Source organism: Streptomyces sp. NPDC002513 (genome assembly GCF_053595355.1).
Genome location: NZ_JBSFXK010000025.1, coordinates 73,200 through 97,146, shown reverse-complemented (window position 1 = coordinate 97,146; position 23,947 = coordinate 73,200). Strand labels below are relative to the sequence as shown.

Below are 23,947 nucleotides of genomic sequence, written 5' to 3'. Positions count from 1 at the left end.
ACCAGAGGTGTCCGTGTCTCACCGGCCGCGGCCCCGGCGGGGTCATCCCGGTGTCACCAGTCTCGCCTCGTACGCGAACACCGCCGCCTGGGTGCTGCGGTGCCGCGGCGTCCGCTACGGCGTGACCTTCTCGATCTTCACGCTGCCCACGCCCGCGACCGTGCCGCGCGCGTTGACGAGCTGGACCTGGCCGAAGAACTCCCGGCCCGCGGGGGCCGCCGCGGCCGCGGTGACCTTGCCGGAGACCGTCGCGGAGTCACCCGTGCCGAGCTTCACCGGCGCCGGGTCGTCGACCGTGACCTGCCCGAGGGCGGGGGAGAAGAACACGTCCCGGTAGTCGTAGGCCGTCGAGCCGGACGGGACCGAATAGCCCGCGACCTTGACGGTGTAGGTGCCGGCGGCCGGCGAGACGATGTGCACCGACTCCTCGGAGTCGCCGTCCGCGGACTGCGCGACCTGCTTGCCGCTCGCGTCGTACACCGTGAGGTCCAGGTCGGCGGCCGTGTCGGACACCTTGCCGATGGCGACGTCCAGCGAGGTGGCACCCGCGGGCACCTCGACCGTGCTGGTCTGGGTCTCGCCGCCCTTGATGGACGGACGGGCCGTCTTCGAGGAGCCGAGCGGTCCGCCGACCAGTGTGCCGTCCAGCGCCGCGTAGGCGTTCGTCACCTTCCAGGAGGCGGCGGCCGGGGTGCCGGCCGTGGCCTCGGGCACGGTCACGGTCTCCGGGTCGAAGGCCGCGCCGAGGACGCTGACGTCCAGCTTGTAGGGGTTGTCGAGCATCGGCGACGTACGGCGCGCCTCGACCTCGATCTCCCAGACGCCGGCCTGCGGGTCCGCGTAGGAGCGCACGTCGGGCTTGCAGCCGTTGCCGTTCAGGTAGTTGTTGTAGCAGTAGGGCGTCGAGGTGTTGTCGACCGGAACGCCGTACGGGTGGATCGAGATGAACCGGGTCTGGCTCTTGTCCTTCAGCCCGCTCATCGCGACCTCCAGCGACTTCGCGCCCTCGGGCACGGTCAGGAAGTACGACCGGCTGCTGTTGCGCTGCACCGAACCCGACGCCGAGTAGGTGTACGCGACCGGCGTGGAGACCACGACCGTGGTCAGGATCTGCTGGTCGAGGCCCACGGTGCTCGGGTCGTCGACCTCCAGGATCGCGCTCTTGAGGCCCGCGGAGCCCGGCGCGGCCTGGACCTTCACGGTCACCGGCTGGTTCAGGGGCAGCTTCACCTCGTCGGAGCCGACGATCCGGAAGGTGTCGCCGTAGTTGTTCGCCAGGCGCAGCTCGTGGCGGACCGCCTTGTCGGGGCCGGACGTCCGCGTGACGGTGATGTCGTACGTCTTCTTCTGACCGGCCTTCAGCCCGCCCTCGCGGTCGTACAGGCCCGTGCCGAAGCCCGGGGTCTTCAGCGCGTAGTCGATCGCCGTGTCGACGGGGGCCTTGACCACGTAGGTCATGGGCTCCGCGGCGTGGGCGGCCGCGTCGTCGCGGATCGCGTCCCAGGCGTCGACGATGTCGATCAGGCCCGCGCCCTCCTCGTACGCCTGCGCACCCTTGATGTGGTGGGCGGTCGACGTCAGTGCCGTGCGCAGCCTGGCAGGCGTCAGGTCGATGCCCTTCTGCTCGGCGGCCGACAGCAACAGCGCCGAGGCGCCCGCGGCCTGCGGGGACGCCATCGAGGTGCCCTGGAGCATCGAGTAGCCCGCCGGCAGGGAGTAGCCCGCCTCGGCGACCGGGGAGCCCGGCAGCCAGGTCTGGGTGGTGTTGATCGCGGCGCCGGGCGCGACGAGGGTCGGCGTGAAGCCGCCGTCCTCACGCGGGCCGCGCGAGGAGAAGGGCATCATCGCGTACTTCTTCTCCACGACCGAGCCGTAGTTCGCGGCCCACGTCTCCCGGGAGATGCCCGCGCCGACCGAGATCACCTTGTCCGCGAGGCCGGGGTCGCCGATGGTGTTGGCGCCGGGGCCGGAGTTGCCCGCGGAGATCACCAGCTGGACGCCGTAGGTGTCGATGAGGCGCCTGTACAGCTCGGCGCGCGCGTTGTTGCCGTCGTTGAGCGCCGGGAGGCCGCCGATGGACATGTTGACGATGTCGACGCCGCGGTGGACGACGAGGTCGATCATGCCTTCGGTGAGCGCGACGTTGGTGCAGCCGCCGGTCCAGGTGCAGGCGCGCGAGGAGACGATCTTCGCGCCCGGGGCGGCGCCGTTCATCCTGCCGCCGAACAGGCCGTTCGCGGCGGTGATCCCGGCGACGTGGGTGCCGTGCTCGGACTCGATGACGCCGATGTTGACGTAGTCGGCCGTGGCACCGGAGGAGTTGTAGACGACGTCCTTGCGGATCTCGACGACGAACGGGATGCGCTCGACGACCTCGGTCGCAGGGTTGTCGGTCCCGAAGTAGCCGACCTGGTAACCGTCCTTGTACGGCTTCATCGGCGCGTCGTCCGTGAAGTCGAGGTCGTGGTTCAGGTCGACGCGCACGGTGCCGGAGGCCGGGTCGTACAGCACACCCCAGGCGTCCGTGGTGTCGCCGTCGCGGTTCAGGTCACCCTTCATGTCGCCACCGGTGGTGGCGGACTCGTACATGTAGTTGAACTTGTAGGCGCCCTCCGGCGCCTTGAACACCTCGGTCCCCTGGCCGGTCGTGGTGATCGAGAACGTGGGGCCGGAGACCGAGGTGGTCATCCGCCGCCAGGTGCCGTCACCGTCGGTGACCGGGTCGGTGGCCGTCACCCAGTCGACGATCTTCCGCTCGCCGGTGGTCGTCTTCTGCAGCGCCGGGTGGCCGAGGTCGACGCCGGAGTCGAGGATGCCGATGGTGATGCCGCGGCCGTCCGCCTTGGGGTGCTCCTTGACGAAGTCGACGGCGCCCGTCTCGAAGGACGGGTTGTACGGGTTGTCGGCGGGGGTGTTCCTGTCCGGTCCCGGGCGCGTGGTCGTCGCGGACGCGGTGCCGGTGCCCTTGGCCGTGTCCGCGCTCGGCGTCGGGTCGTCGAGCGGGATCTCCTGCCGCAGGTCGATGGCGTGCACCGAGGACAGCTTCTCGGCGGCGGCGATGGCCGAGTCGGCCTTGGCGGTCGGGACGGTGGCCCGGACGTAGCCGAGCTTGTCGTAGGTGCGGCCGACGGTGCCGCCGTCCACCGCGTCCAGCTCCTTGGCGACCTCCTCGGTCTGCCCGGGCGCCGTCGCGATCATCATGGTGACGTTCTTGGTGCCGTCCGTCTTGGCCTCGGCGAGGAGGTCCGCGTCGTCCGGACCGAGCTTGGCGCTCGCGGACTTGACGGCGGGGTCGGTCCCCGTGGGGGTGTGGTGCGCGGCGAAGGCCAGGGGTATCGGCCCGGCGGCGCAGAGCGCGGCCACGAGACCCGCGGCGACGGCTGTGCGGGCCACACGTCTGGAGCCCGGTGTCGGGGCGCGGTGAGGATCGGGGGTCATCGGCATCCCTTGGAGGTAAAGGAACGTGGGTGACACGGCCGTGAACCGGAGATGGACCGGTTCTGACCGCGGTCGTCCGGATGTCGGGTCCGGGTGACCGCTCAGCTTTACCCAAGGGGAATAAGTTTGGGGAGAGTTGACCAAGACGGGATGGAGTCATGGCGTGATCCCGCCATACGTCATCGGGGACTTAGTGGAGCAGGCCGGGCATTCCCGCGAGCCGGCCGCGCCTCCTGCGCGCGCAGGGGCCGCGCTCGGCCCTCACGCGTGCGCGCGGCGACGAAACGCCCCTGCGCTCCCTTTGCCCCGTCGGCCCGTTCGCCTGCCGATCCCGGCCCGGGCCGGTAACGTCCCGGTGTGCTCAAGAAGTCGAGAGTGGCGGCCTACGCCATCTGCGTTCGCGACGGCAAGCTTCTGCTCGCCCGGGGGAGGGACCGTGACGGCACCCCCGAATGGACCCTGCCCGGGGGTGGCACGGAACACGGCGAGGACCCCTACGACACCGTCCTGCGGGAGGTGGAGGAGGAGACCGGCTATCTCGTCGAACTCACCGGACTGCTCGGCGTGAACTCCGTCCGCCACAGCTTCCACGACCGCTTCGGCCGGGCCGTCGACCACCACGGCCTGCGGCTCGTCTACGAGGCGCGGGTCACGGGCGGCACGCTGCGCAACGAGGTCGGCGGCTCCACCGACCTCGCGGCCTGGCACGATCTGGCCGCCGTGCCGGAGCTGAAGCGGGTCCGGCTCGTCGACATCGGGCTCACGCTGTGGCGCGAGCGCCCCGCGGCCGGCCGGTCACCGCTCGCCGACGGGCGGCCCTGACACCCCCCGGAACCCGCCTCGATACCCCGGAACATGAACGCGGAGTGACCGGCCCCCGGCCGTTCGACGAGCGGTCGTGAACGCGCAAGGTAGTCCAAGATCCACGTACGGTGATCGGCGCTGCGTGTTGCTGTCGCGTTCACGCGCAGGCCACCCCCGGTGCCAACGATCCAGAGCGAGCGGGGTGTTCGCTTCAGCGATCGTCCCGCGACCACTGCTGACGCGTTCGTACTCGGGGAGATCGCGCCATGTCGCGCATACGCTCTGTCGCCACGGCGGCTGCCATGAATCGTCGCGCTCTGCTCGCCGCCGCCGGGGCCATGTCCCTCACCGCGGGCGCCGGGTTCGCGCTGCGGCCCGAGGAGAGCCGGGCCGCCGACCGCGCCGCCGGCCACGCCGCGCAGGGAGAGACGGCCGTCGCCGTGTCCCGGCAGGCACCGGCCGCCACCCCCCTCGCCCCCTACACCAAGGGCACCACCCTCGCCACGGTCGCCGCTGCGCGGGGCAGCTCCGGATACCGCCGGCTCGGCGACGGCCCCGGCTGGAAGCGCGTCGTGCGCACCGAGCTGGCCACGCCCACGTCCGGTCGCGCCGGGCGCCGCACCGCCCTCGCCGCCTTCGTGCAGTTCACCGACCTGCATCTGATGGACAGTCAGCATCCGCTGCGGCTGGAGTTCCTGCGCTCCACCGACCGGCACGCCTGGCGGCCCCACGAGGCGCTGACCGTGCCCGGCGCGATCTCGCTCGTCGAGCGGGTCAACTCTCTGCGGGGCGCCCCCGTCACCGGCTCCCCCCTCCACTTCGTCATGACCACCGGCGACAACACGGACAACAACGCCACGTCCGAGCTGGAATGGTTCATGAAGATCATGAGCGGTGGGCGCATCACCCCCAACTCCGGCGACCCTCGCCACTACGAGGGCGTCCAGAACAGCGGTCTCACGCTCTACTGGCAGCCCGACTCCACCGTCCGCGACGCCGACAAGCAGCTCGGCTTCCCGCACATCCACGGCTTCCTGGCCGCCGCGATCCGCGAGGTGCGCAGCCCTGGCCTCAACCTCCCCTGGTACTCCACGGTCGGCAACCACGACGCCCTCCCGCTCGGCTGCTACGCGCACGGCGACCCGTACCTCGCCGAGTTCGCGATCGGCGGCAAGAAGCTGATGAGCCTGTCCGCGGCCGAGGCGAAGAAGCTCCAGGACTCGATCAAGTACGCCAAGGACCCCAAGGGCGTCCAGTTCCGCGACCTGCTCAAGACCCACGCCCGCAACCTGCGCTCGGTCACCCCCGACGAGAGGCGCGCCCCCTACACTCCCGCGGACTATCTCAAGGCCCACCTCGACCCGGCGTACACGGGCCGGGGTCCCGTCGGCCACGGCTACTCCTCGGCGAACCTGGCCGCCGGCACCCAGTACTACTCCTTCCGCATCGCCGACGACGTCATCGGCGTCAGCCTCGACACCACCGACCCGGGCGGCCACTACAACGGCTCCATCGGCACGGCCCAGTTGGCGTGGCTGGACAAGACGCTGCGCGACAACAAGGACTCCTGCGCCGTCGTCTTCAGCCACCACACCAGCACGACGATGTCCAACACCCGTCCCGACCCGGCCCGCCCCGGCGAGCGGCGGCTGGGCGGCAACGAGGTCATCGCGCTGCTCGGCGGCCACCCCAACGTACTGGCCTGGGTGAACGGGCACATCCACAAGAACCGCATCACCCCGCACGCCGCCGCCGGCGGCCGCTCCTTCTGGGAGATCTCCACCGCCTCGCACGTCGACCACCCCCAGCTCGCCAACGTCATCGAGCTGGTGGACAACAAGGACGGCACGCTCTCGGTCTTCACCACGCTCATCGAGTCCGCGGCCCCGCACCGTACCGATGTCGCCGACCTGACCCAGACGGGCCTGGCCGCCCTCTACCGCGAGCTGTCCTTCAACGCCCCCGGTGCCGACAAGACGCTCGCGGGCAGCCCGTCCGACCGCAACACGGAGCTGGTCCTGAAGAAGGCCTGACCACGACCGGCCCGCGCGTCCGGGGCTCGGCCCGCCGGGCAGGGCGGGGTCTCGCCGGACGCGGAAGCGGCGGTCCCGGGGCCGGCTCACCGGGACCGCCGCCGTGACGCGGGTGATGCCGGGCGTGGCCACGCGGTCCTGGAGGGCCCTGGCCGCGGCCCGGCCCGTGCCTGTGCCCTGTGCCCGTGTCCGCTCCCGTGCCCTGGCCTGTGCCCGTGTCCCACGGGGCGCCCAGCTCGTCGGCGGGCACGGCCTCCCGCAGGGAGCAGCGCCGTCCGTCCCCCGTCGTGATCGCCCTGGTGATCGGCACGGTCATCGGGGCGTCGTCACACCGGGACCGCGTCCGGACCTCCGGATTCCGGGGCCGGTGCGCGTTCGTGATCACGGCCCGCGCGGCCGGGGATCACCGAATTACGGCGTAAACCCATCTGACCCGGACATGAGATACGCCGTTCATCCAGATGAAATGTCCGTGCCGCCTCATATCGCACAACCCGCAGTTCACGGGGATGGTTCGAGATGTGTGCAAGGCGGGTGGTCGCGTGCTCATGAGGCACCAACTGCGCGTGCTGTCGGTCTACGACGGCTTCTTCTCCGGGGGCGCCCGGATCCTTCACAGTGATGTCGTCCTGGGGCTCCAGGAGGGCGGTCAGCGCCACCGTGTGCTGAGCGTCCACGGAGAGGTGCTCCGCGAGGCCACCCGGCAGGCGATGGAGGACGACGCCTGCTACCGGGCGCTGACCGCGGCCGGGGTGGCGGTCACCTCCCTGGGCCGCGTCTCCGGGCTGCCCGGGGCCCTCGGTACCGACCCGGCGCTGTTCACCGGGCCGGAGCTGGCGGCGACGGCCAGAGCGATGGCGGGCGCCGACGTCATCCTGTCGCTCAAGGAGCAGCCGCTCGGCCTGCTCAACCAGGCGGGCCTGCCGCGCCGCCCGGTGATCGTCTCCCTGCACCGCTCGGACCCGGAGAACCAGGGCGGGGCACTCGACGAGCTGAAGGCCGCCATCGCCGACGGCACGGTCGTGGCCTGCGTCTGCTGCGCCGAGTCGACCCGGGCCGCCTACGCGGCCGCCGGGATTCCGCCGGAGGTGCTGCACGTCATCCCCAACGGGGTCGATCTGCTGCGCTTTCGGCCCGACCCCGCCCGGCGGCTCCGGCTGCGCGAGACGCTCGGCATCCCGGACTCCGCGCCGGTCGTCGTCTTCGCGGCCCGCTACGACGCCATGAAGAACGTCCCGCTGTTCCTGCGCGCCGCCCGGGCCTGGCTGCGGCAGGAACCCGACGGGCACGTGCTGATGTGCGGCGCGGGAATGTCGGTCGGACAGCCCGGGCTGCACGCCGACATCGACGCCGCGTTCGGGGGCGATCCGGCGCTCGCGGACCGGCTGCACCTGCTGGGTGTCCGGCGCGACATGGAGAGGGTCTACGCGGCCGCCGACGTGGTGGCGCTGACCTCGGCCTGGGGCGAGGCGGCTCCGCTGTGCCTGATCGAGGGCATGATGTGCGGAGCCGTCCCGGTCGCCACCGACGTCGGCGACAGCGCGGCGATCGTCGCCGGGCACGGTTTCGTCACCCCGCCGGATCCCGACGCGATCGCGACGGCCTGGGGCAAGGCCGTCGCCGCCCGCGCCGATCTCGCTCCGGTCCTCGACCGCAGCCGCGAGCGCTTCAGCCGTACGCGCATGATCGCCTCGTATGCCGCGCTGATCGACCAGGTCCACACGGAGCCGTTCCGGCCGCCCCTCCCGGAGCCGCCCCTCCCGGAGCCGCCCCTGCCCGAGCTGCTCTGAAGGAACCGGCGCACGAGGAGGGGCCGCCCGCGGGCAGCCCCTCCTCTCCCCTCCTGACTCCTGATCACCGTGGTCTACCGGGGCAGCACCATGACGTACGCGGTGGGCTCGCGGTCCGCCGACGCCATCAGGGCCGTACGGACCACCGTCGCCTGCTGCTCCGGCGCGTCCCGCAGTTTCTCCGGCGTGATGTGGACGACCGTGATCCCGAGCCGTTCCAGGAGCTCGCGCTTGCGGGCGTACTTGGACCACAGCGCGTCGTCGTCCGACCGGTCGCCCTGTCGCGGGGCGCGGGTGTCCAGCTCCACCGCCACGGCCCGCTCGGGCCAGTACGCGTCCAGGCCGCCGAGAAGGGGACCGCCCGGGAGCCGGAGCTCCACGTTCCACACGGGGTCCGGGAGGCCGTACGCGCGCACCATCCGGTACAGGCGGTCCTCCGCGATCCCCCGGCCCTCCGCCAGCAGCGAGTCCATCGCGTCCACCACGTGCGGGCGGCTCAGCAGCCGCGCCTGGTTCAGCTCCCGTACCACCGCGGCCGGTTCGCAGTGGCCGCCGCGCACCGCCTCGGTCAGCAGCCGGCGCACCGCGCCCGCGTCCGGAAGCTGGGCCACCGCGTCGGCCACCGCGCGTGGGACCGGCGCCACGGACAGGCCGGCCACCACCCGCGGGGCGGGCAGCGGCGAGGTGCGGATCACCCGCGCGCAGCCGGTGCTGCGCAGCCGCCGCGACCGCGGGACGAGGACGTCGATCTGCTTCAGGGCCGGCAGCGTGGGCGTGCAGGAGAAGCCCTGCAGGGTCAGCGCGGCCGGGCCCGTGATCATCGCGTCGGGATAGCGCGACGGGGCGTGCGGGCCGCCCGGGCCCGGCTGTGACGGGACGCCGGCGGCCGGGGTGCTGAGCGGCGAGCGGCTCGCGTAGAGCAGCACCGCGTGCAGTTGCTCCTCGACGGTCGGCGGTCCCTGGTGCAGGAGGTACACGCCCGGCAGGAACTGCTGCCAGGGGCCCTGGGGCCGGGCGTGCTCGGTGGTCTCGGCGTCCGTCACGCCGTGGGCGCGTAGCTGAGCGGCGGTCAGCACCCGGCGCTGGACCTCCGACAGATGACGGAGGGGGCGGGGGGAGAGCGGGGTGTCGTGGTTCATGACTCGGGAGTTCCCGCGCCCGATCCGTCCGCTAACCCCTGTTACCTGCCTGTCGGCAAATCAGGACAATATACAGCTAAAGTACGGGTGTTCGACTGCCGAAAGAGGCTGGTCCGGCTCGGGGGAACGACGGGTCACGGGTTCCGATACTCGTATTTCGTCACTGTCGTTCCCCGGAGCTTCCGGTGTCCGGGACCTAGCCCTGGCGGGCCGCCGCCGCATCGCACGCCTGCCCGCGCAGGGTGCGCGCCAGGTCGTCACGCGCCTCCAGGACCAGCCTGCGCAGCGCCGGCGGCGCGTCCTGGTGCGCCGAGAGCCACGCGTCCGTCGCGGCGAGCGTCTCCGGCGAGTCCTGGAGCGCGGGGAACAGGCCCCTGACCACGTCCATCCCGATCTGGATGGACCGCTCGGCCCACACGCGGTCGATCACCGCGAAGTACCGCTCCGTGTACGGCGCGAGCAGCTCCCGCTGCGACGGCTGGACGAAGCCCGCGATGGTCGCCTCCACGAGCGCGTTCGACAGCGTGTCCGACGCGACGAGCTGCGCCCACGCCTGGGCCTTGACTGCCGCCGAGGGCCGCGCGGCGAGGCACCGCACCTGGTACCGCTTCCCGGAGGCCGTGTCGTCGCGGGCCAGCTCCGCCGCGAGCAGCGACTCGTCCGCCGCCCCGTGCGCGGCCAGCGGCTCCAGGAACGCCCAGCGCAGCTCCTGGTCCACGTCCAGGCCGTCGATCTGTGCCGTGCCCTCCAGCAGGGCCCGCAGCAGCTGCAGATCGGCCTCGTCGCCGGCCACCGCCGCGAAGAACCGCGCCCAGGTCAGCTGGTGCTGACCGCCCGGCTCCGCGTGCCGCAGCTCGTGCAGCGCGCCCTGGGCCAGCAGCCGGTCGCCCCTCTCCCGCCACTCGGGCGCCGCGTAGTACGTCAGCGCCGAGTGCGCCCAGGTGTGCAGCATCTGGAGCACGCCGATGTCGGACTCCCGGCCGGCGAACCGGAGCACCAGGTCGATGAAGTCCCGGGCCGGCAGCAGCGCGTCCCGGGTCAGGTTCCACAGCGCCGACCAGCACAGCGCCCGCGCCAGGGGGTCGGTGAGGGAGCCGAGCCGGTCCTTCAGGGTCGCGAGCGAGACGTCGTCGAAGCGGATCTTGCAGTACGTGAGGTCGTCGTCGTTGACGAGGACCAGCTCCGGGGCGTCGGCGCCCGCCAGTTCGCCGATCACCGTCCGCGGACCGTGGACGTCCACCTCGGCGCGCGCGTAGCGCACCAGCGCGTCCCCCTCGCTGCGGTACAGGCCCACCGCGACCCGGTGCGGCCGCAGTTCAGGATGTGATTCCGTCGCCTCCTGGAGCACGGACAGCTCGGTGATCGTGCCGTCCGCGTCCAGCAGCACCTGCGGGGTCAGCGAGTTGACGCCCGCCGTCTGGAGCCAGGAGCGCGACCAGGCCGTCATGTCCCGGCCGCTCGTCTCCTCCAGGACCGACAGCAGGTCGCCGAGGCGCGTGTTGCCGTAGGCGTTGCGCTTGAAGTAGCGGCGCGCGCCCTCCAGGAACGCCTCCCGCCCCGCGTACGCCACGAGCTGCTTCAGCACGGAGGCGCCCTTGGCGTAGGTGATGCCGTCGAAGTTGAGCTTGGCGTCCTCCAGGTCGCGGATGTCCGCGGTGACCGGATGCGTGGACGGGAGCTGGTCGGCGCGGTACGCCCATGCCTTGCGGTTGTTGGCGAAGGTGATCCAGCCGTCGGTGAAGCGGGTCGCCTCCACCAGCGAGAAGGAGCCCATGAAGTCCGCGAAGGACTCCTTCAGCCACAGGTCGTCCCACCAGACCATGGTCACCAGGTCGCCGAACCACATGTGGGCCATCTCGTGCAGGATCACATTGGCCCGGCGCTCGTACGACGCCTGGGTGACCTTGCCGCGGAAGATGTACTCCTCGCGGAAGGTGACCAGGCCCGGGTTCTCCATCGCGCCGAGGTTGTACTCGGGCACGAACGCCTGGTCGTACTTCCCGAAGGGGTACGGGTAGTCGAAGTGGTCGTGGAAGAAGTCCAGGCCCTGCTTGGTGACCAGGAAGACGTCGTCGGCGTCGAAGTGCCGGGCCAGGCCCTTGCGGCACAGCGCGCCGAGGGGGATCTCCAGCGTCGTGCCGTCGTCGAGGGTGCGGGTGTAGGTGTCCGTGACGTAGTGGTACGGGCCTGCCACGACACAGGTGATGTACGTGGAGATCGGCTTCGTCTCCGCGAACCGCCACACCCCGTCGTGGCGCTCGCCGGCGCCGTTGCTCCACACCGTCCAGCCCTCGGGGGCGCGGACCTCGAAGCGGAAGGGGGCCTTGAGGTCGGGCTGCTCGAAGTTCGCGAAGACGCGGCGCGAGTCGGCGGGCTCGTACTGCGTGTACAGGTAGACCTCGCCGTCCTCCGGGTCGGCGAAGCGGTGCATGCCCTCACCGGTGCGGGAGTAGGCGCACTGGGCGTCCACCACCAGCTCGTTCTCGGCGGCCAGGTCCTCCAGGAGGATGCGGGTGCCGTCGAAGACCTCGCCGGGGTCGAGGTCCTTGCCGTTGAGCGAGACGGCGGTGACGCTCGGGGCGATCAGGTCCGCGAAGCTCGCGGCGCCCGGCTCGGCGCAGCGGAAGCGGATCGTGGTGACCGAACGGAAGGTGCGGGGCTCGCCGTCCGCGGTGCCGGGGGCCTCGCCCACGGCGGAGCGCAGGTCGAGCGATACGTCGTACCCGTCGACGGACAGCAGGGCGGCCCGCTCCCGGGCCTCGTCGCGGGACAGGTTCTCACCGGGCACGGGGGGCACTCCCTGGATCGGCTGGATCGGCTGGATCGGCGGACAAGGACCGATCCTGCCATGCGCCTCTGACACCGGGTACGGGGGCGCACCTCGTGAGGGGTTCCGGGAATGAGCGGGGCGACCTCGGATGTTGCCCGGTAAACGACCGCGTTCCTAGGAGAGTCATGTCCGAGACCGTGACCGCTTCCGGCAAGACCCCCGTCGACTTCTGGTTCGACCCGCTGTGCCCCTGGGCCTGGATGACCTCGCGCTGGGTCCTGGAAGTGGAGAAGGTCCGGGACATCGAGGTCCGCTGGCACATCATGAGCCTGGCCGTGCTCAACGAGGACAAGCTGGACCAGTTGCCCGAGGAGTACCGGGAGATGCTGGCCACCGAGGCGTGGCAGCCGGTGCGTGTGGTGACCGCGGCCTGGCAGAAGCACGGCGACGACGTCCTCGGCCCGCTGTACACCGCTCTCGGCACCCGTATCCACAACCAGGGCGAGGGCCCGACCCTGGAGGCGATCGCCGCGGCGCTCGACGAGGTCGGCCTGCCCGCGGACCTGATCGACTACGCCGAGCAGAAGGACTTCGAGTTCGACGCCGAGCTGCGCGCCTCGCACAAGGAAGGCATCGACAAGGTCGGCCAGGAGGTGGGCACCCCGGTGATCGCGGTCCCGGGCGCCGACGGCGAGCAGATCGCCTTCTTCGGCCCGGTGGTCACCCCGGCCCCCAAGGGTGAGGACGCCGCGAGGCTGTGGGACGGCACCCTGGCGGTCGCCTCGGTCCCGGGTTTCTACGAGATCAAGCGCACGCGGACGCAGGGGCCCGACTTCAGCAACCTGTAGGACGCCCGGTGCGGGCCGTTGGGGCGTACGGCCCGGCGGCCCGCACCACCGTGTTCACTCCGGCACGGGCACCCGGATGGGCCGGGCGAAGGGCTTCTTGTTCATGCCGGTGCGAAGGTTGCGGCACTGTTTGCCGGTCTCGGCGTCCAGGACGGCCTCGCACATCCGGAACTCGCGCACGGACGCGCGCCCCAGCCGCTCCTCGAGCCACGTCCGCTCGGCATGGTTGAGCGCGCGATGGGGCTGATCGGTGTCGCAGGTGAAGCAGTACATCGCCATCCGGCCACCATGCCCCGGAGTCTCGGCTACCGGAAGACCCCCGCGAGTCATGTCCTCGCGGGGGTCCTCCCTTCATCCGCCTGCCGGTGACACGGTGAGAAGACGATCACGGGCAGGACGCTTCACACCGCCCTCAGGGAGCGAGCAGTAGCACATCGGCCCGGGACCTGGCAGCCGCGTAGCGCCGGGCCACGTCCTGCCAGTTCACGACCTGCCACATGGCCTCGATGAAGTCCACCTTCTGATTCCTGTACTGCAGGTAGAAGGCGTGCTCCCAGGCGTCGAAGACGAGGATCGGGGTGGCCGCCTGGCCGACGTTGCCCTGGTGGTCGTAGACCTGCTCGACGATCAGCCGGCCGCTGAGCGGCTCATGGGCGAGGACGCCCCAGCCCGAGCCCTGTGTGGTCGCGGCGGCCTTGGACAGCTGCGCCTTGAACTGCGCATACGAGCCGAACGACTCGGTGATGGCGTCCGCGAGGTCACCCACGCCGTCCCGTTCCAGCGGCTCGCCGCCGCCGTCACCGCTCATGTTGTGCCAGTAGATCGAGTGCAGGACGTGGCCGGAGAGATGGAAGGCCAGGTTCTTCTCCAGGCCGTTGACCGAGCCCCACGCTTCCTTGTCCCGTGCCTCGGCGAGCTGCTCCAGCGTGTCGTTGGCGCCCTTCACATACGCCGCGTGGTGCTTGTCGTGGTGCAGTTCGATGATCTCGGGGCTGATCACGGGGGCGAGCGCGGAGTAGTCGTACGGCAGGTCGGGCAGCGTGTAGACGGGCATGCGGGTCCTCTCCGAACCTCTTATTGCAAAGAGCTTGCAAGTGCACGCTAGCAACAAAAGCAGCGGAGCGGGGCCGGACGGGCGACAAGAAGGCCCCCACGTGTCGACGTGGGGGCCTGCTTCGGTATGAGGGCGTGAGGGGTGGCGAGGAAGGCGTCAGTCCCGGGCGCGCGCCCGCTGCCGGCCGTAGCCCACGGCGGCCAGGATCAGCGTCATGCCGCCCGTCGAGTAGAGCTGCACCCGCGTGTCCGGCTGCCGGGCCATCAGGACGAAGATCGCCGCCATGCCCGCCAGCGCGACCCAGGTCAGCACCGGGAACGCCCACATCCGCACGACCAGCCGCTCGGGCCTCTCCCGCTCCAGCCGGCGGCGCAGACGCAGCTGCGAGACCGCGATGAAGACCCAGACGACCAGGATCACCGCACCGATCATGTTCAGCAGCCAGGGGAAGACGTCGTTCGGCCGCCAGTAGCTGAGCACGACGCAGACGAAGCCGAACACCGACGAGGTCAGTACGGCGACCCGGGGCACGCCGCCGGAGACCCTGCCCAGCGCCTTCGGGCCCTGGCCGCGCTCCACCAGCGAGTACGCGATGCGCGAGGAGCCGTAGATGTTGGCGTTCATCGCGGACAGCAGCGCGACCAGCACCACCACGCTCATCAGCCGGCCGGCGCCCGGAATGCCCAGGTGGTCGAGGGTCGCCACGTACGGGCCCTTCTCGACGACCTCCTTCGCGTTCCACGGCACCAGCGTGACGATGACCGCCATCGAACCGATGTAGAAGACCGCGATGCGCCACATCGCCGTACGGACCGCGCCCGCCACACCCCTGACCGGGTCCGGGGACTCCGCCGCGGCGATGGTGACGGTCTCCAGACCGCCGTACGCGAACACCGACGCGAGCAGACCGATGACGAGGCCCTCGCTGCCGTGGGGCAGGAAGTGGGTGAGGTTCGAGGCGCCCGGGGAGTCGGTGCCGGGCAGCACGCCGGCGATCGCCAGCACGCCGAGCACCAGGAACAGTGTGATCGCGCCGACCTTGAGCGCCGCGAACCAGAACTCGAACTCGCCGAAGTTCTTCACCGCGGCCAGATTCGCGCCGCAGAAGACCACCATGAACAGCGCCACCCAGGCCCACTCGGGCGTCCCCGGCAGCCAGCCGGTGACGATCTTCGCGGCGCCGATGCCCTCCAGTCCGACGGCCGTGCACAGCAGCACCCAGAACGACCAGCCCGCGGTGAAGCCCGCCCAGGGGCCGATGGCCCGTTCCGCGTGTGCGGAGAAGGAGCCCGAGGAGGGGTGGGCGGCCGACATCTCGCCGAGCATCCGCATCACCAGCATGACGAGCAGACCGGAGACGGCGTACGCGATCACGATCGAGGGACCGGCGGCGGCGATGCCCGCGCCGGATCCGACGAACAGACCGGCGCCGATCACACCGCCGAGGGCGATCATCGACAGATGGCGCTGCTTCAGGCCGTGGGACAGGGAGACGCCGGTCTCGGGTGGTGTCTCGACAGTGGTGCTGGGCATGGGCGGCTCGTCCAGGTGCATGAGTCGGGCGAAAACCCCCACAGTCTGGGCAGCCTCTCCGCTCCGGCGAGAAGCCGCCCACCATCCGGACGCCGACCACACGGAAGGTGAACCCTCGGTCACACGGCGACCGCGGTGCCGTGCGAGGTGTTTCCCCCTGGTGACGGCCGCTCGGTTCAGGCGGTGCGGCAGGCCGTCGCAGATGTCGTAGATGTCGAGGGGAAAGCACAACTCCGTTGGTGAAACCCCACAGTTGTCCTCGGCCGGGCCCTCCCGGCGTCACCGCCGTCACCTCAGTGACCGGAATCACGCCGCAGCATGTGTAGGCCCCGCTTTTGTCCACAGCCCACCAAGTCCCTGATCCGGCCTTTGTCGAGCGCTGACGGTGATCGGCTCACCACCCCTGGGATAGCGTCACGGTGTCCCGAACCGTCCCCACCGCCGGAGTGAGTTCCCATGAGCACCGTCACCGCCACCGTTGCCCGCCCCGGCGAGGTCCTCGCCGACCTGCTGCCCGCGTCCCGCGCGCGTGACGTCGTCCTCGTGGCCGGCGGTGCCGCGCTCACCGGGCTTGCCGCACAGCTCTCGGTGCCCGTGCCGGGCTCCCCGGTGCCGGTGACCGGACAGACCTTCGCCGCGCTGCTCGTGGGCACGGCGCTCGGCGCCCGCCGCGGCTTCCTGTCGCTCGCCCTGTACGCGCTGGCCGGTGTCGCCGGCGTGCCGTGGTTCGCCGGCGGCGGCTCCGGCGCCACCACCCCCTCCTTCGGCTACGTGCTCGGCATGCTGCTCGCCTCCGTCGTCGTGGGCGCCCTGGCCCGCCGCGGCGCCGACCGCTCGGCGCTGCGCACGGCCGGCGCGATGCTGCTGGGCGAGGCGGTCATCTACGCGGTCGGCGTCCCGTATCTGGCCCTGGCCACCGGCATGTCCGCGACCGCCGCGATCGCGGCCGGGCTCACCCCGTTCCTGATCGGCGACGCCCTGAAGGCCGCCCTGGCGATGGGCCTGCTGCCCACCGCCTGGAAGCTCGTCAGGAAGTGACGGAGCGGCGCCGACGGACATCCCGCCGCCGGATCGCCGACCGCGGCACGGGGGCCGGGCAGCACGCCCGGCCCCCGCGGCTTTTCCGCGGGGCGCGCCCGGCCCCCGTGGCGGGTGAGCGGGCGGTGGCGACCCGCAGACACTGACGGCGCTGGTCGCGATCGGTCGCCGCCGTCGCCGGTGCGGGCGGCGACCCCCGCTGCCACGACCGGCCGGCCCCCGGAAACGGGGAGGGGCCCCGCGGCGTTCGCCCCAGGGCCCCTCCCGACGCTCACGCGCCGGTCAGGCGCCGACCTCGGCCCGCGCCTGCTCCGTGTCCACGGTCACGCCGGCGGTCCGGCCGCCGCTCAGCTTCTCCTTCACCACGGCGATCACGAGCACGATCGCCGCCACGAGCAGCGACAGCAGCACCGTCTCGCGTCCGTCGTGCTCCGTGTCCGTCAGCATGTAGCCGAGGACGAACACGATCAGCGCGGCGGCGGCCCAGGTCAGATACGGGTACAGCCACATCTTCACGATCAGCTTCTCCGGTGCCTCACGCTGGATGATCTTCCGCATCCGCAGCTGCGAGAAGCAGATCACCAGCCAGACGAACAGCGCGACCGCGCCGCTGGAGTTCACCAGGAAGAGGAAGACGGAGTCCGGGAACTTGTAGTTGAAGAACACCGCCACGAAGCCGAAGAGCACGGAGGCGACGATCGCCGCCATCGGCACGCCCCGGCGGGTGGTCCGGGCGAAGGCCTTCGGCGCGTCGCCGCGCACGCCGAGCGAGAAGGCCATGCGGGAGGCCGTGTAGAGCCCGGAGTTCAGGCAGGACAGCACGGACGTCAGCACGATGAAGTTCATGATGTCGCCGGCGTGCGCGATCCCGAGGGAGTCCAGGGCGGCGACGTACGAGCCCTTGTCCTTGATCGACGGGTCGTTCCACGGCACCAGGGAGACGACCACGAGGATCGAGCCCAGGTAGAAGACGCCGATGCGCCAGATGATGCTGTTGGTGGACTTGGTCACCGCACGCTGCGGGTCCTCCGACTCGCCGGCCGCCAGCGTGGCGATCTCGCTGCCCATGAAGGAGAAGACGACGAGCAGCACACCGGTCAGGATCGCCCCGGGTCCGTGCGGCAGGAAACCGCCGTGGGCGGTCAGATTGCTCAGCCCCGCCTTGTCGCTGTGCACACCGGGCAGCACACCGAAGACGGCGAGGGCACCGATCACGATGAAGGCGCCGATCGCCACGACCTTGATCCCGGCGAACCAGAACTCGAATTCACCGTAGGAGCCGACGGAGACCAGGTTGGTCGCGGTCAGCACGATCATCACGATGAGCGCCCAGCCCCACTGGGGCACGGCGGGAATCCAGCCCTCGAGGATCTTGGCGCCCGCGGTGGCCTCCACGGCGAGCACGACCACCCAGAAGAACCAGTAGAGCCAGCCGATCGAGAAACCGGCCCAGCGGCCGAGGGCGCGGTCCGCGTGCGCGGAGAAGGAGCCGGAGGTGGGGTTCGCGGCGGACATCTCGCCCAGCATGCGCATCACCAGCACCACGAGCGTGCCGACGAGGGCGTACGAGAGCAGGATGCCGGGGCCGGCGGTGGCGATTCCGCTACTGGAACCGACGAACAGGCCGGCGCCGATGACACCGCCGATGGCGATCATCGACAGATGACGGTTCTTGAGTCCGGCCTGAAGGCCGCCGCCGGGGTCTCCGGCGCGGCCAGGGGCGTTTTCGGCCTTGGTGGGGGTCGGCTGCGCGGTCATAAAGGGATTTCCTTCGAGCCGGGTGTATGGGGATGTGGGGGGACGCGCGCCCGTACGAACACGGGCTCCGTACGGGCGGAACACGCTGACGTACGGGGGCTCATACAAGCGGTGCACAAGCCGGTCCAGTGAATCGGAGGCAAAGAAATTCGGAAACCTTTGAATCCGGATTGTTACTTGAGGTTTTCTTGAGCTTCAATGGCGTGGCTCACATTTATTTCGCTCGGAACCCCGCGAGGCCGGCCAACGGCGGGCGTGACACACTCGGATCATGCGCGTGTATCTCGGCTCCGACCATGCCGGCTTCGAACTGAAGAACCACCTCGTCGAGTGGCTCACGTCCGCCGGCCACGAGCCCGTCGACTGCGGGCCCCACATCTACGACGCCCAGGACGACTACCCGCCGTTCTGCCTCCGCGCGGCGGAGCGCACCGCGGCGGACCCCGACTCCCTGGGCATCGTGATCGGCGGCTCGGGCAACGGCGAGCAGATCGCCGCGAACAAGGTGAAGGGCGTCCGGGCGGCCCTCGCCTGGAGCGAGGAGACGGCGTCGCTCGGCCGCCGGCACAACAACGCGAACGTCGTCGCGGTGGGCGCGCGGATGCACACGCAGGACGAGGCGACGAAGTTCGTCGAGACCTTCCTGGGCACGCCGTTCTCGGGTGACGAGCGGCATGTGCGGCGCATCGGCATGCTCTCGGACTACGAGACCACGGGCGACCTGCCGCCGATCCCCGCCCACCACCCGCAGGACTGATCGCCCGCCTGCCCGGCGTCCGGGGTGCCTCCGCGGCGCCCCGGGGCCCCGGTGTGCCGATGATCTGAGAAAGGGGGGCAAGCGTGCCGGAGGGGCACACGATTCACCGGCTGGCCGAGGACTACGCCGCACGGTTCGCCGGCGGCCCCGTCACCGTCTCCAGCCCCCAGGGCAAGTTCGCCGACGCCGCAGCCCTCCTCGACGGCGCCGCGCTGCACACCGCCGACGCCCACGGCAAGCACCTCTTCCTCGGCCTCGGCGGCGACTGGGTGCACATCCACCTCGGCCTGTTCGGCAAGGTCACGTTCGGCGACGCCCCCGTGCCCCCGCCCACCGACACGGTGCGCCTCCGCCTCGCGAACCCCGCCTCGTACGTCGACCTGCGCGGCCCCACCGCCTGCGCGCTGATCACGGACGAGGAGAAGGACGCGCTGCACGGCCGCCTCGGCCCCGACCCGCTCCGCGGTGACGCCGACCCCGCGGCCGCCTACCGCCGCGTCTCCCGCAGCCGGACGGCCATCGCCGCCCTGCTCATGGACCAGAAGATCATCGCCGGAGTGGGCAACGTCTACCGTGCCGAGGTCCTCTTCCGGCACGGCATCGACCCGTACCGCCCGGGCAGGGACATCTCCCCGGCCGAATGGGACACGATCTGGGCCGACCTCGTCGGCCTGATGCGCGAGGGCGTCCGCACCAACCGCATCGACACCGTCCGGCCCGAGCACACCCCCGAGGCCATGGGCCGCCCGCCGCGCGTGGACGACCACGGCGGCGAGGTGTACGTGTACCGCAGGGCGAACCTGCGCTGCCATGTCTGCGACGGCGAGATCCGCACCGCAGGTCTCGCCGCCCGCAACCTCTTCTGGTGCCCGGGCTGCCAGCAGCATTAGCCGCCCGGTCGTCGTCCGGGCCGGCCGCGATCAGTGCCGGTGCCGGTGCCGGGACGGACCGGCGCGGCCCCCGTCAGAACCCGTGCGGCAGCCAGGGTGCCGCCGTCGAGCCGAACGCGAGGGACGCCTCCGCCAGCGCCCCCGGCCGCAGCTCCCGCACCCGTCCGGCCGCCGCCAGGGCCGTGAGCGACACCCCGCCCAGGTACGCCGACCCCAACTCCCGCACCGACAGCGCGAGATCGGCCTCGTCCGTCGTACGCGCGCAGGACGCGCCCTTCGCGTCCCCGATGAGCCGCCAACGCCCCTCGTTCCACGGGCAGAAGGCGTCCTCCAGCTCGAACACCACGTCCACCGGCGCCTGGTAGGTCCGCGCCTGAAGCGCCGCTCCGACATCGACGAGACGTACGTACAACGCGTCCCGCAGCCGCGGCCGGCACCGCCGTATGTCGGACACCAGATGCTGCCAGGCCTCGTCCAGCGGCCGACCGCGCACGGTCAGCGTCGTCGTCAGATCGATGCCGAACAGGAAGCGCCACAGCGCCGCGTCCGTCGCCGGATCCAGCGCGGCCAGGTCCGACAGCGTCACCGTCCCGTCGTGGCCGTCGACCCCCCAGCCGAGCTTGGTGCGGAATCGCGCGTACCCCGTGATCTCGCCGTCCCGCTCGGCGACCACGCACTGCAGCGCCGACGCTCCGTGCCGCTCGCCCGGCGGGTCGAGCAGGGCCACCCGCTCCCAGCCGGGCTGCCGCGCCAGCATGCCGGGACGGCCGGGCACCAGCCGCGCGTACACCGCCTCGCACGCGTCGAGGACGTCGGCGGGCGCCGCGTACCGCAGCCGTACGCCATCGGTTCCGGGCGGAACGGACAGGTGCACGCGGCCCGTGTCGATCTCCGCGCCGAGCTGGAAGGTCCCGGCGCCGTACCCGAACCTGCCGTAGATCGCCGGCTCGGACGCGGTGAGCACCGCGACGGGCTCGCCCCAGCCGCGGATGTCGTCCAGCTGCCGGCGCATCAGCGACGTCAGCACCCCGCGCCGGCGGTGCGTCGCCGCGACGCTCACCATCGTGATGCCCGCCGTCGGGACCGAGGCGCCGCCGGGGACCGTGAGACGGAAACGGAACGCGCCCGCCGTACCCACGCACTCCCCTTCGTCCCATACACCCAAGGAGCGGTCGAAATCGGCAAGTTCCTTCCAGAGTGCCCGCTCTTCAGGTGATTCCTCCGCCCCGGCGAAGGCCCGGATGAGATTGCCGTACCAGTCGTCCCACTCGTCCTGCCGCAGCACCCGCATGTCCGTCGTCATAGGCCATGCCTATCAGGGCAATGCGGGACGAGCGAGCGGATTTCTCTCCGGTCACGCGGACCGGTTTCCTGTGAAATTCAGCGCTCGGAGGGGGGACAAGTGGGACCTCCCGTGCCAAGCACCTGGTCCGATGGATAAGGTCCCGAAGCAATGGCAGCAGGACGAGAGCGGCGCGGAGAGGCCGAGACGTTCACGGCCCGGTTGAAGAAGCAGTGGCACCGGGCCCGCACCGGCATGCGCAGATCCGCCGTGGACTACTTCCGCGGGGACGGCTCGGACTGGGTGGCGCTGGCCGGTCTGCTGCTGATGGTTCCCGTGATCGCGACCACCACCCTGGTCGATCCCGTGTGGTGCTCGCCCGCCGTGCTCGTCCTGCCGATCGTCGCGGGCGGCCTGCTGCTGCGCCCCTCCAGCCTGCTCGGCCTGTACGCCGCGGCGGCCACCGCGCTGATCGTCGAGTCGGTCAAGCTCGGCCCGTACACGGACGGCCCGTCCCGGGTCACCCCCGGCATCGTCCTCGTGGTCGCGGCGTGCGGGTTCTTCGGGCTGCTGATCGCACAGTTCCGCAGCCGGGTCGGCGTGCCCTGGCGGCGCGGCGGGACCATGCTCTTCGACCTGCGCGAACGCATCCGGGTCCAGAGCAAGCTGCCGAAGCTGCCGCTGGGCTGGCACCGGGAGATGGCGCTGAGGCCCGCGGGCGGACAGTCGTTCTCGGGCGACTTCGTCGTGGCGGCCCGCACGAACGGGGGCCGCACCCTGGAGGTCGTCCTGACCGATGTCTCGGGCAAGGGCATGGACGCCGGCTCGCGCGCCCTGCTGCTGTCCGGGGCGTTCGGCGGACTGCTGGGCTCGCTCCCGCCGCATGCCTTCCTGCCCGCCGCCAACGGCTACCTCCTCCGCCAGGACTGGGACGAGGGCTTCGCGACCTCCATCCATCTGGTCCTGGACCTGGAGTCGGGCGACTACGAGCTGTACTCGGCCGGCCACCCGCCGGGCCTCCAGCTCAGCGCGGGCACCGGCCGCTGGGAGGAGAAGGCGGCGGAGGGCCCGCTCCTCGGGGTGTACGACGGCGCCCAGTTCGACTCCGTGAAGGGCACGCTGCGCTCCGGCGATGTGCTGATGCTGTTCACGGACGGCCTGGTGGAGACGGCCGAACGCGACATCGTCGAGGGCATGGACCGCCTCACGGGCGAGGCGGACCGCTATGTGGCGGGCGGCTTCCGCGGCGCCGCCTGGCATCTGATCGAGGCGGTGGCGAAGGACGTCAACGACGACCGGGCGCTGCTGCTGATCTGCCGGGAGGGCCCGACGGCCCAGTCCGCGGTCCGCTGAACACGGCGATGATCCGCTGAACACGGCGATCGCCTCCGCGCCCGGGTCCCCGGCGCGGAGGCGATCGTTACCCTCGGCGGGCGGGCGGCCCCGCCCTCGGTATTGGGTGGTGAGCCCCGCTCTCAGGCCTTCGCCCGTGCGCGGGCCAGCGCCGTCGCGTCCCTCTTGAACGCCCAGTCCATCTCCGGCTCCATCGCGAACCGGAACACCCGGCGCACCGGGGGCGTGCACAGCAGCGTCACCACCGCGCCCGCGAGCAGCGTCACGGACACCTCGCCCAGGGGCCGGTGCAGCCATGCCGCGTCGTACCACCCCTGGTAGTCGGCGCCCTTCACGAAGAACCCGTGCAGCAGATAGCCGCACAGCGTGCCCGCGCCCAGCGTCGTGAACCACATCGTCCGGCGCGGCACCCAGGCGAAGAAGCAGGCGGTGAGGAGCAGCGAGCAGCCCAGCAGCGCGAGCACCATCACCGGGCCGCACCACCAGGGCGCGCCCAACTCCTGCGCGCTGTCGCGGTGGTAGAACCAGGCCGGGTTCAGCCGCGGCACCGCCCACCACGCCACGGCGAGCGCGCCGGCGAACACCGGCACCGACAGGATCCGCACCGAGCGGCGCCGCACCAGCCGGAAGTGCTCCTGCTTCAACGACAGACCGATGACGAAGAACGGCAGGAACTGCAGCACCCGCTGGAGGTCGAGGTCGTCCCCGATCTCGGGGGAGACGGACGCCAGCATGGCGATCACGATCGCCAGCGGGACGGGACGGCGGACCATCTTCCAGAGCGGGGTGGTCATCCGCCAGACGAAGAGCGCGGCCAGGAACCACGTCAGGTACCAGGGGTCGAGCAGGCTGATCGGCATACCGGGATCCCCGCCGACGGTGCGTTTGAAGAGGACGTACGCCGTCTCGAAGGCGACGTACGGCACCAGCACACCCGTCACCAGCCGCTTCAGCCGGTCGGGGCGCATGTCGAAACTGCGGGAGAAGTAGCCGGAGATGACGATGAACGCCGGCATGTGGAAGGCGTACACGCACATGTACGCCGCCTGAAGGACGCGGCTGTCGCCCTTCAGCGGCTCCCAGGCGTGGCCCATGGCCACCAGCACGATCGCCAGGTACTTGGCGTTGTCGAAGAAGGCGTCACGCTGCTTGGCGGGCGGCCTCGCGGGCTCGACGGCGCGCGGACTCGGGACTCCGTCGGCCGATGACCGTACCGGGGGGAGGGGTGCGCGTGCGGGCGGTGCCGACGAGGGGCCTGTTGCTCTTGAGGAGGACGAGGCGGCGTGGAACATCTGAGGCACCCTAGCGTTGTCTTCGGGCTCGCGTAAAACCATCGGTGCGAAGAGCGGTTATCTCCTGTGGCTACCCGGGATTCGGCGGAGCCGGCATTACGGCGGCGTGTTCTTCCACACATCCGTGAGCACTCGGTAATCACCTGACTCCTGTGCTGATTTTCCCAC

Annotated in this window: 17 protein-coding genes; 8 read left to right on the top strand and 9 right to left on the bottom strand. The window is 71.2% G+C overall.

The window, feature by feature from the left end; all coding sequences use genetic code 11:
- Window positions 1–114: 114 nt before the first annotated feature.
- Window positions 115–3,438: a S8 family serine peptidase gene (locus ACWD5Q_RS18555; protein WP_451428080.1), complete on the bottom strand. Its 3,324-nt coding sequence runs from the start codon at window positions 3,436–3,438 to the stop codon at window positions 115–117.
- A 357-nt stretch (window positions 3,439–3,795) separates the two neighbouring features.
- On the opposite strand from ACWD5Q_RS18555, the gene ACWD5Q_RS18550 reads away from it, so the two are divergent.
- The 3 genes from ACWD5Q_RS18550 (at window position 3,796) to ACWD5Q_RS18540 (ending at window position 8,065) form a co-directional block, all read left to right on the top strand.
- Entirely contained in the window at window positions 3,796–4,260 is a 465-nt protein-coding gene (locus ACWD5Q_RS18550; RefSeq protein WP_451428079.1) for an NUDIX hydrolase, read from the top strand.
- Between the two features lie 248 nt (window positions 4,261–4,508).
- A complete protein-coding gene (locus tag ACWD5Q_RS18545) occupies window positions 4,509–6,275 on the top strand; it encodes a TIGR03767 family metallophosphoesterase (protein WP_451428078.1) in 1,767 nt (588 codons plus the stop codon).
- Window positions 6,276–6,841: 566 nt separating this feature from the next.
- Window positions 6,842–8,065, top strand: a complete 1,224-nt coding sequence (locus ACWD5Q_RS18540) for a glycosyltransferase (protein WP_451428081.1) — start codon at window positions 6,842–6,844, stop codon at window positions 8,063–8,065.
- A 74-nt stretch (window positions 8,066–8,139) separates the two neighbouring features.
- On the opposite strand, the gene ACWD5Q_RS18535 is transcribed toward ACWD5Q_RS18540, so the two are convergent.
- Together ACWD5Q_RS18535 and pepN are read right to left on the bottom strand one after the other, a co-directional pair.
- Window positions 8,140–9,204, bottom strand: a complete 1,065-nt coding sequence (locus tag ACWD5Q_RS18535) for a hypothetical protein (RefSeq protein ID WP_451428077.1) — start codon at window positions 9,202–9,204, stop codon at window positions 8,140–8,142.
- Window positions 9,205–9,400: 196 nt separating this feature from the next.
- Window positions 9,401–11,992 carry an aminopeptidase N gene (pepN, locus tag ACWD5Q_RS18530; RefSeq protein ID WP_451428076.1) on the bottom strand — a complete coding sequence of 864 codons (2,592 nt, stop codon included), beginning with the start codon at window positions 11,990–11,992 and terminating at the stop codon, window positions 9,401–9,403.
- Between the two features lie 167 nt (window positions 11,993–12,159).
- Here pepN and ACWD5Q_RS18525 point away from each other — a divergent pair, with 167 nt between their 5' ends.
- Entirely contained in the window at window positions 12,160–12,822 is a 663-nt protein-coding gene (locus tag ACWD5Q_RS18525) for a mycothiol-dependent nitroreductase Rv2466c family protein (RefSeq protein ID WP_451428075.1), read from the top strand.
- Window positions 12,823–12,876: 54 nt separating this feature from the next.
- Here the strand turns inward: ACWD5Q_RS18525 and ACWD5Q_RS18520 are convergent, their stop codons facing one another.
- The 3 genes from ACWD5Q_RS18520 to ACWD5Q_RS18510 form a co-directional block, all read right to left on the bottom strand.
- Window positions 12,877–13,101, bottom strand: a complete 225-nt coding sequence (locus ACWD5Q_RS18520; protein WP_451428074.1) for a hypothetical protein — start codon at window positions 13,099–13,101, stop codon at window positions 12,877–12,879.
- 133 nt (window positions 13,102–13,234) lie between these two features.
- Window positions 13,235–13,876 (bottom strand): superoxide dismutase, encoded by a 642-nt coding sequence (locus ACWD5Q_RS18515; RefSeq protein WP_451428073.1) that lies wholly within the window; start codon window positions 13,874–13,876, stop codon window positions 13,235–13,237.
- Window positions 13,877–14,032: 156 nt separating this feature from the next.
- The gene (locus ACWD5Q_RS18510; RefSeq protein ID WP_451428072.1) at window positions 14,033–15,409 is read right to left on the bottom strand and encodes an amino acid permease; all 1,377 of its coding nucleotides are present in this window, start codon (window positions 15,407–15,409) and stop codon (window positions 14,033–14,035) included.
- Between the two features lie 456 nt (window positions 15,410–15,865).
- On the opposite strand from ACWD5Q_RS18510, the gene ACWD5Q_RS18505 reads away from it, so the two are divergent.
- On the top strand, window positions 15,866–16,447 hold the full coding sequence (locus tag ACWD5Q_RS18505; protein ID WP_451428071.1) for a biotin transporter BioY: 582 nt from the start codon (window positions 15,866–15,868) through the stop codon (window positions 16,445–16,447).
- A gap of 282 nt (window positions 16,448–16,729) precedes the next feature.
- Here ACWD5Q_RS18505 and ACWD5Q_RS18500 read toward each other — a convergent pair whose 3' ends face one another.
- A complete protein-coding gene (locus tag ACWD5Q_RS18500) occupies window positions 16,730–18,205 on the bottom strand; it encodes an amino acid permease (RefSeq protein WP_451428070.1) in 1,476 nt (491 codons plus the stop codon).
- Window positions 18,206–18,476: 271 nt separating this feature from the next.
- Between ACWD5Q_RS18500 and ACWD5Q_RS18495 the strand changes: the two genes are divergently transcribed.
- Entirely contained in the window at window positions 18,477–18,962 is a 486-nt protein-coding gene (locus ACWD5Q_RS18495) for a ribose-5-phosphate isomerase (RefSeq protein WP_451428069.1), read from the top strand.
- A gap of 83 nt (window positions 18,963–19,045) precedes the next feature.
- Window positions 19,046–19,852, top strand: a complete 807-nt coding sequence (locus tag ACWD5Q_RS18490; protein WP_451428068.1) for an Fpg/Nei family DNA glycosylase — start codon at window positions 19,046–19,048, stop codon at window positions 19,850–19,852.
- A 73-nt stretch (window positions 19,853–19,925) separates the two neighbouring features.
- Here ACWD5Q_RS18490 and ACWD5Q_RS18485 read toward each other — a convergent pair whose 3' ends face one another.
- Window positions 19,926–21,155: a GNAT family N-acetyltransferase gene (locus ACWD5Q_RS18485; RefSeq protein WP_451428067.1), complete on the bottom strand. Its 1,230-nt coding sequence runs from the start codon at window positions 21,153–21,155 to the stop codon at window positions 19,926–19,928.
- Window positions 21,156–21,305: 150 nt separating this feature from the next.
- Between ACWD5Q_RS18485 and ACWD5Q_RS18480 the strand changes: the two genes are divergently transcribed.
- Window positions 21,306–22,487: a PP2C family protein-serine/threonine phosphatase gene (locus ACWD5Q_RS18480; protein ID WP_451428066.1), complete on the top strand. Its 1,182-nt coding sequence runs from the start codon at window positions 21,306–21,308 to the stop codon at window positions 22,485–22,487.
- A 122-nt stretch (window positions 22,488–22,609) separates the two neighbouring features.
- On the opposite strand, the gene ACWD5Q_RS18475 is transcribed toward ACWD5Q_RS18480, so the two are convergent.
- Window positions 22,610–23,779 (bottom strand): acyltransferase family protein, encoded by a 1,170-nt coding sequence (locus ACWD5Q_RS18475; RefSeq protein WP_451428065.1) that lies wholly within the window; start codon window positions 23,777–23,779, stop codon window positions 22,610–22,612.
- Window positions 23,780–23,947: the final 168 nt, after the last annotated feature.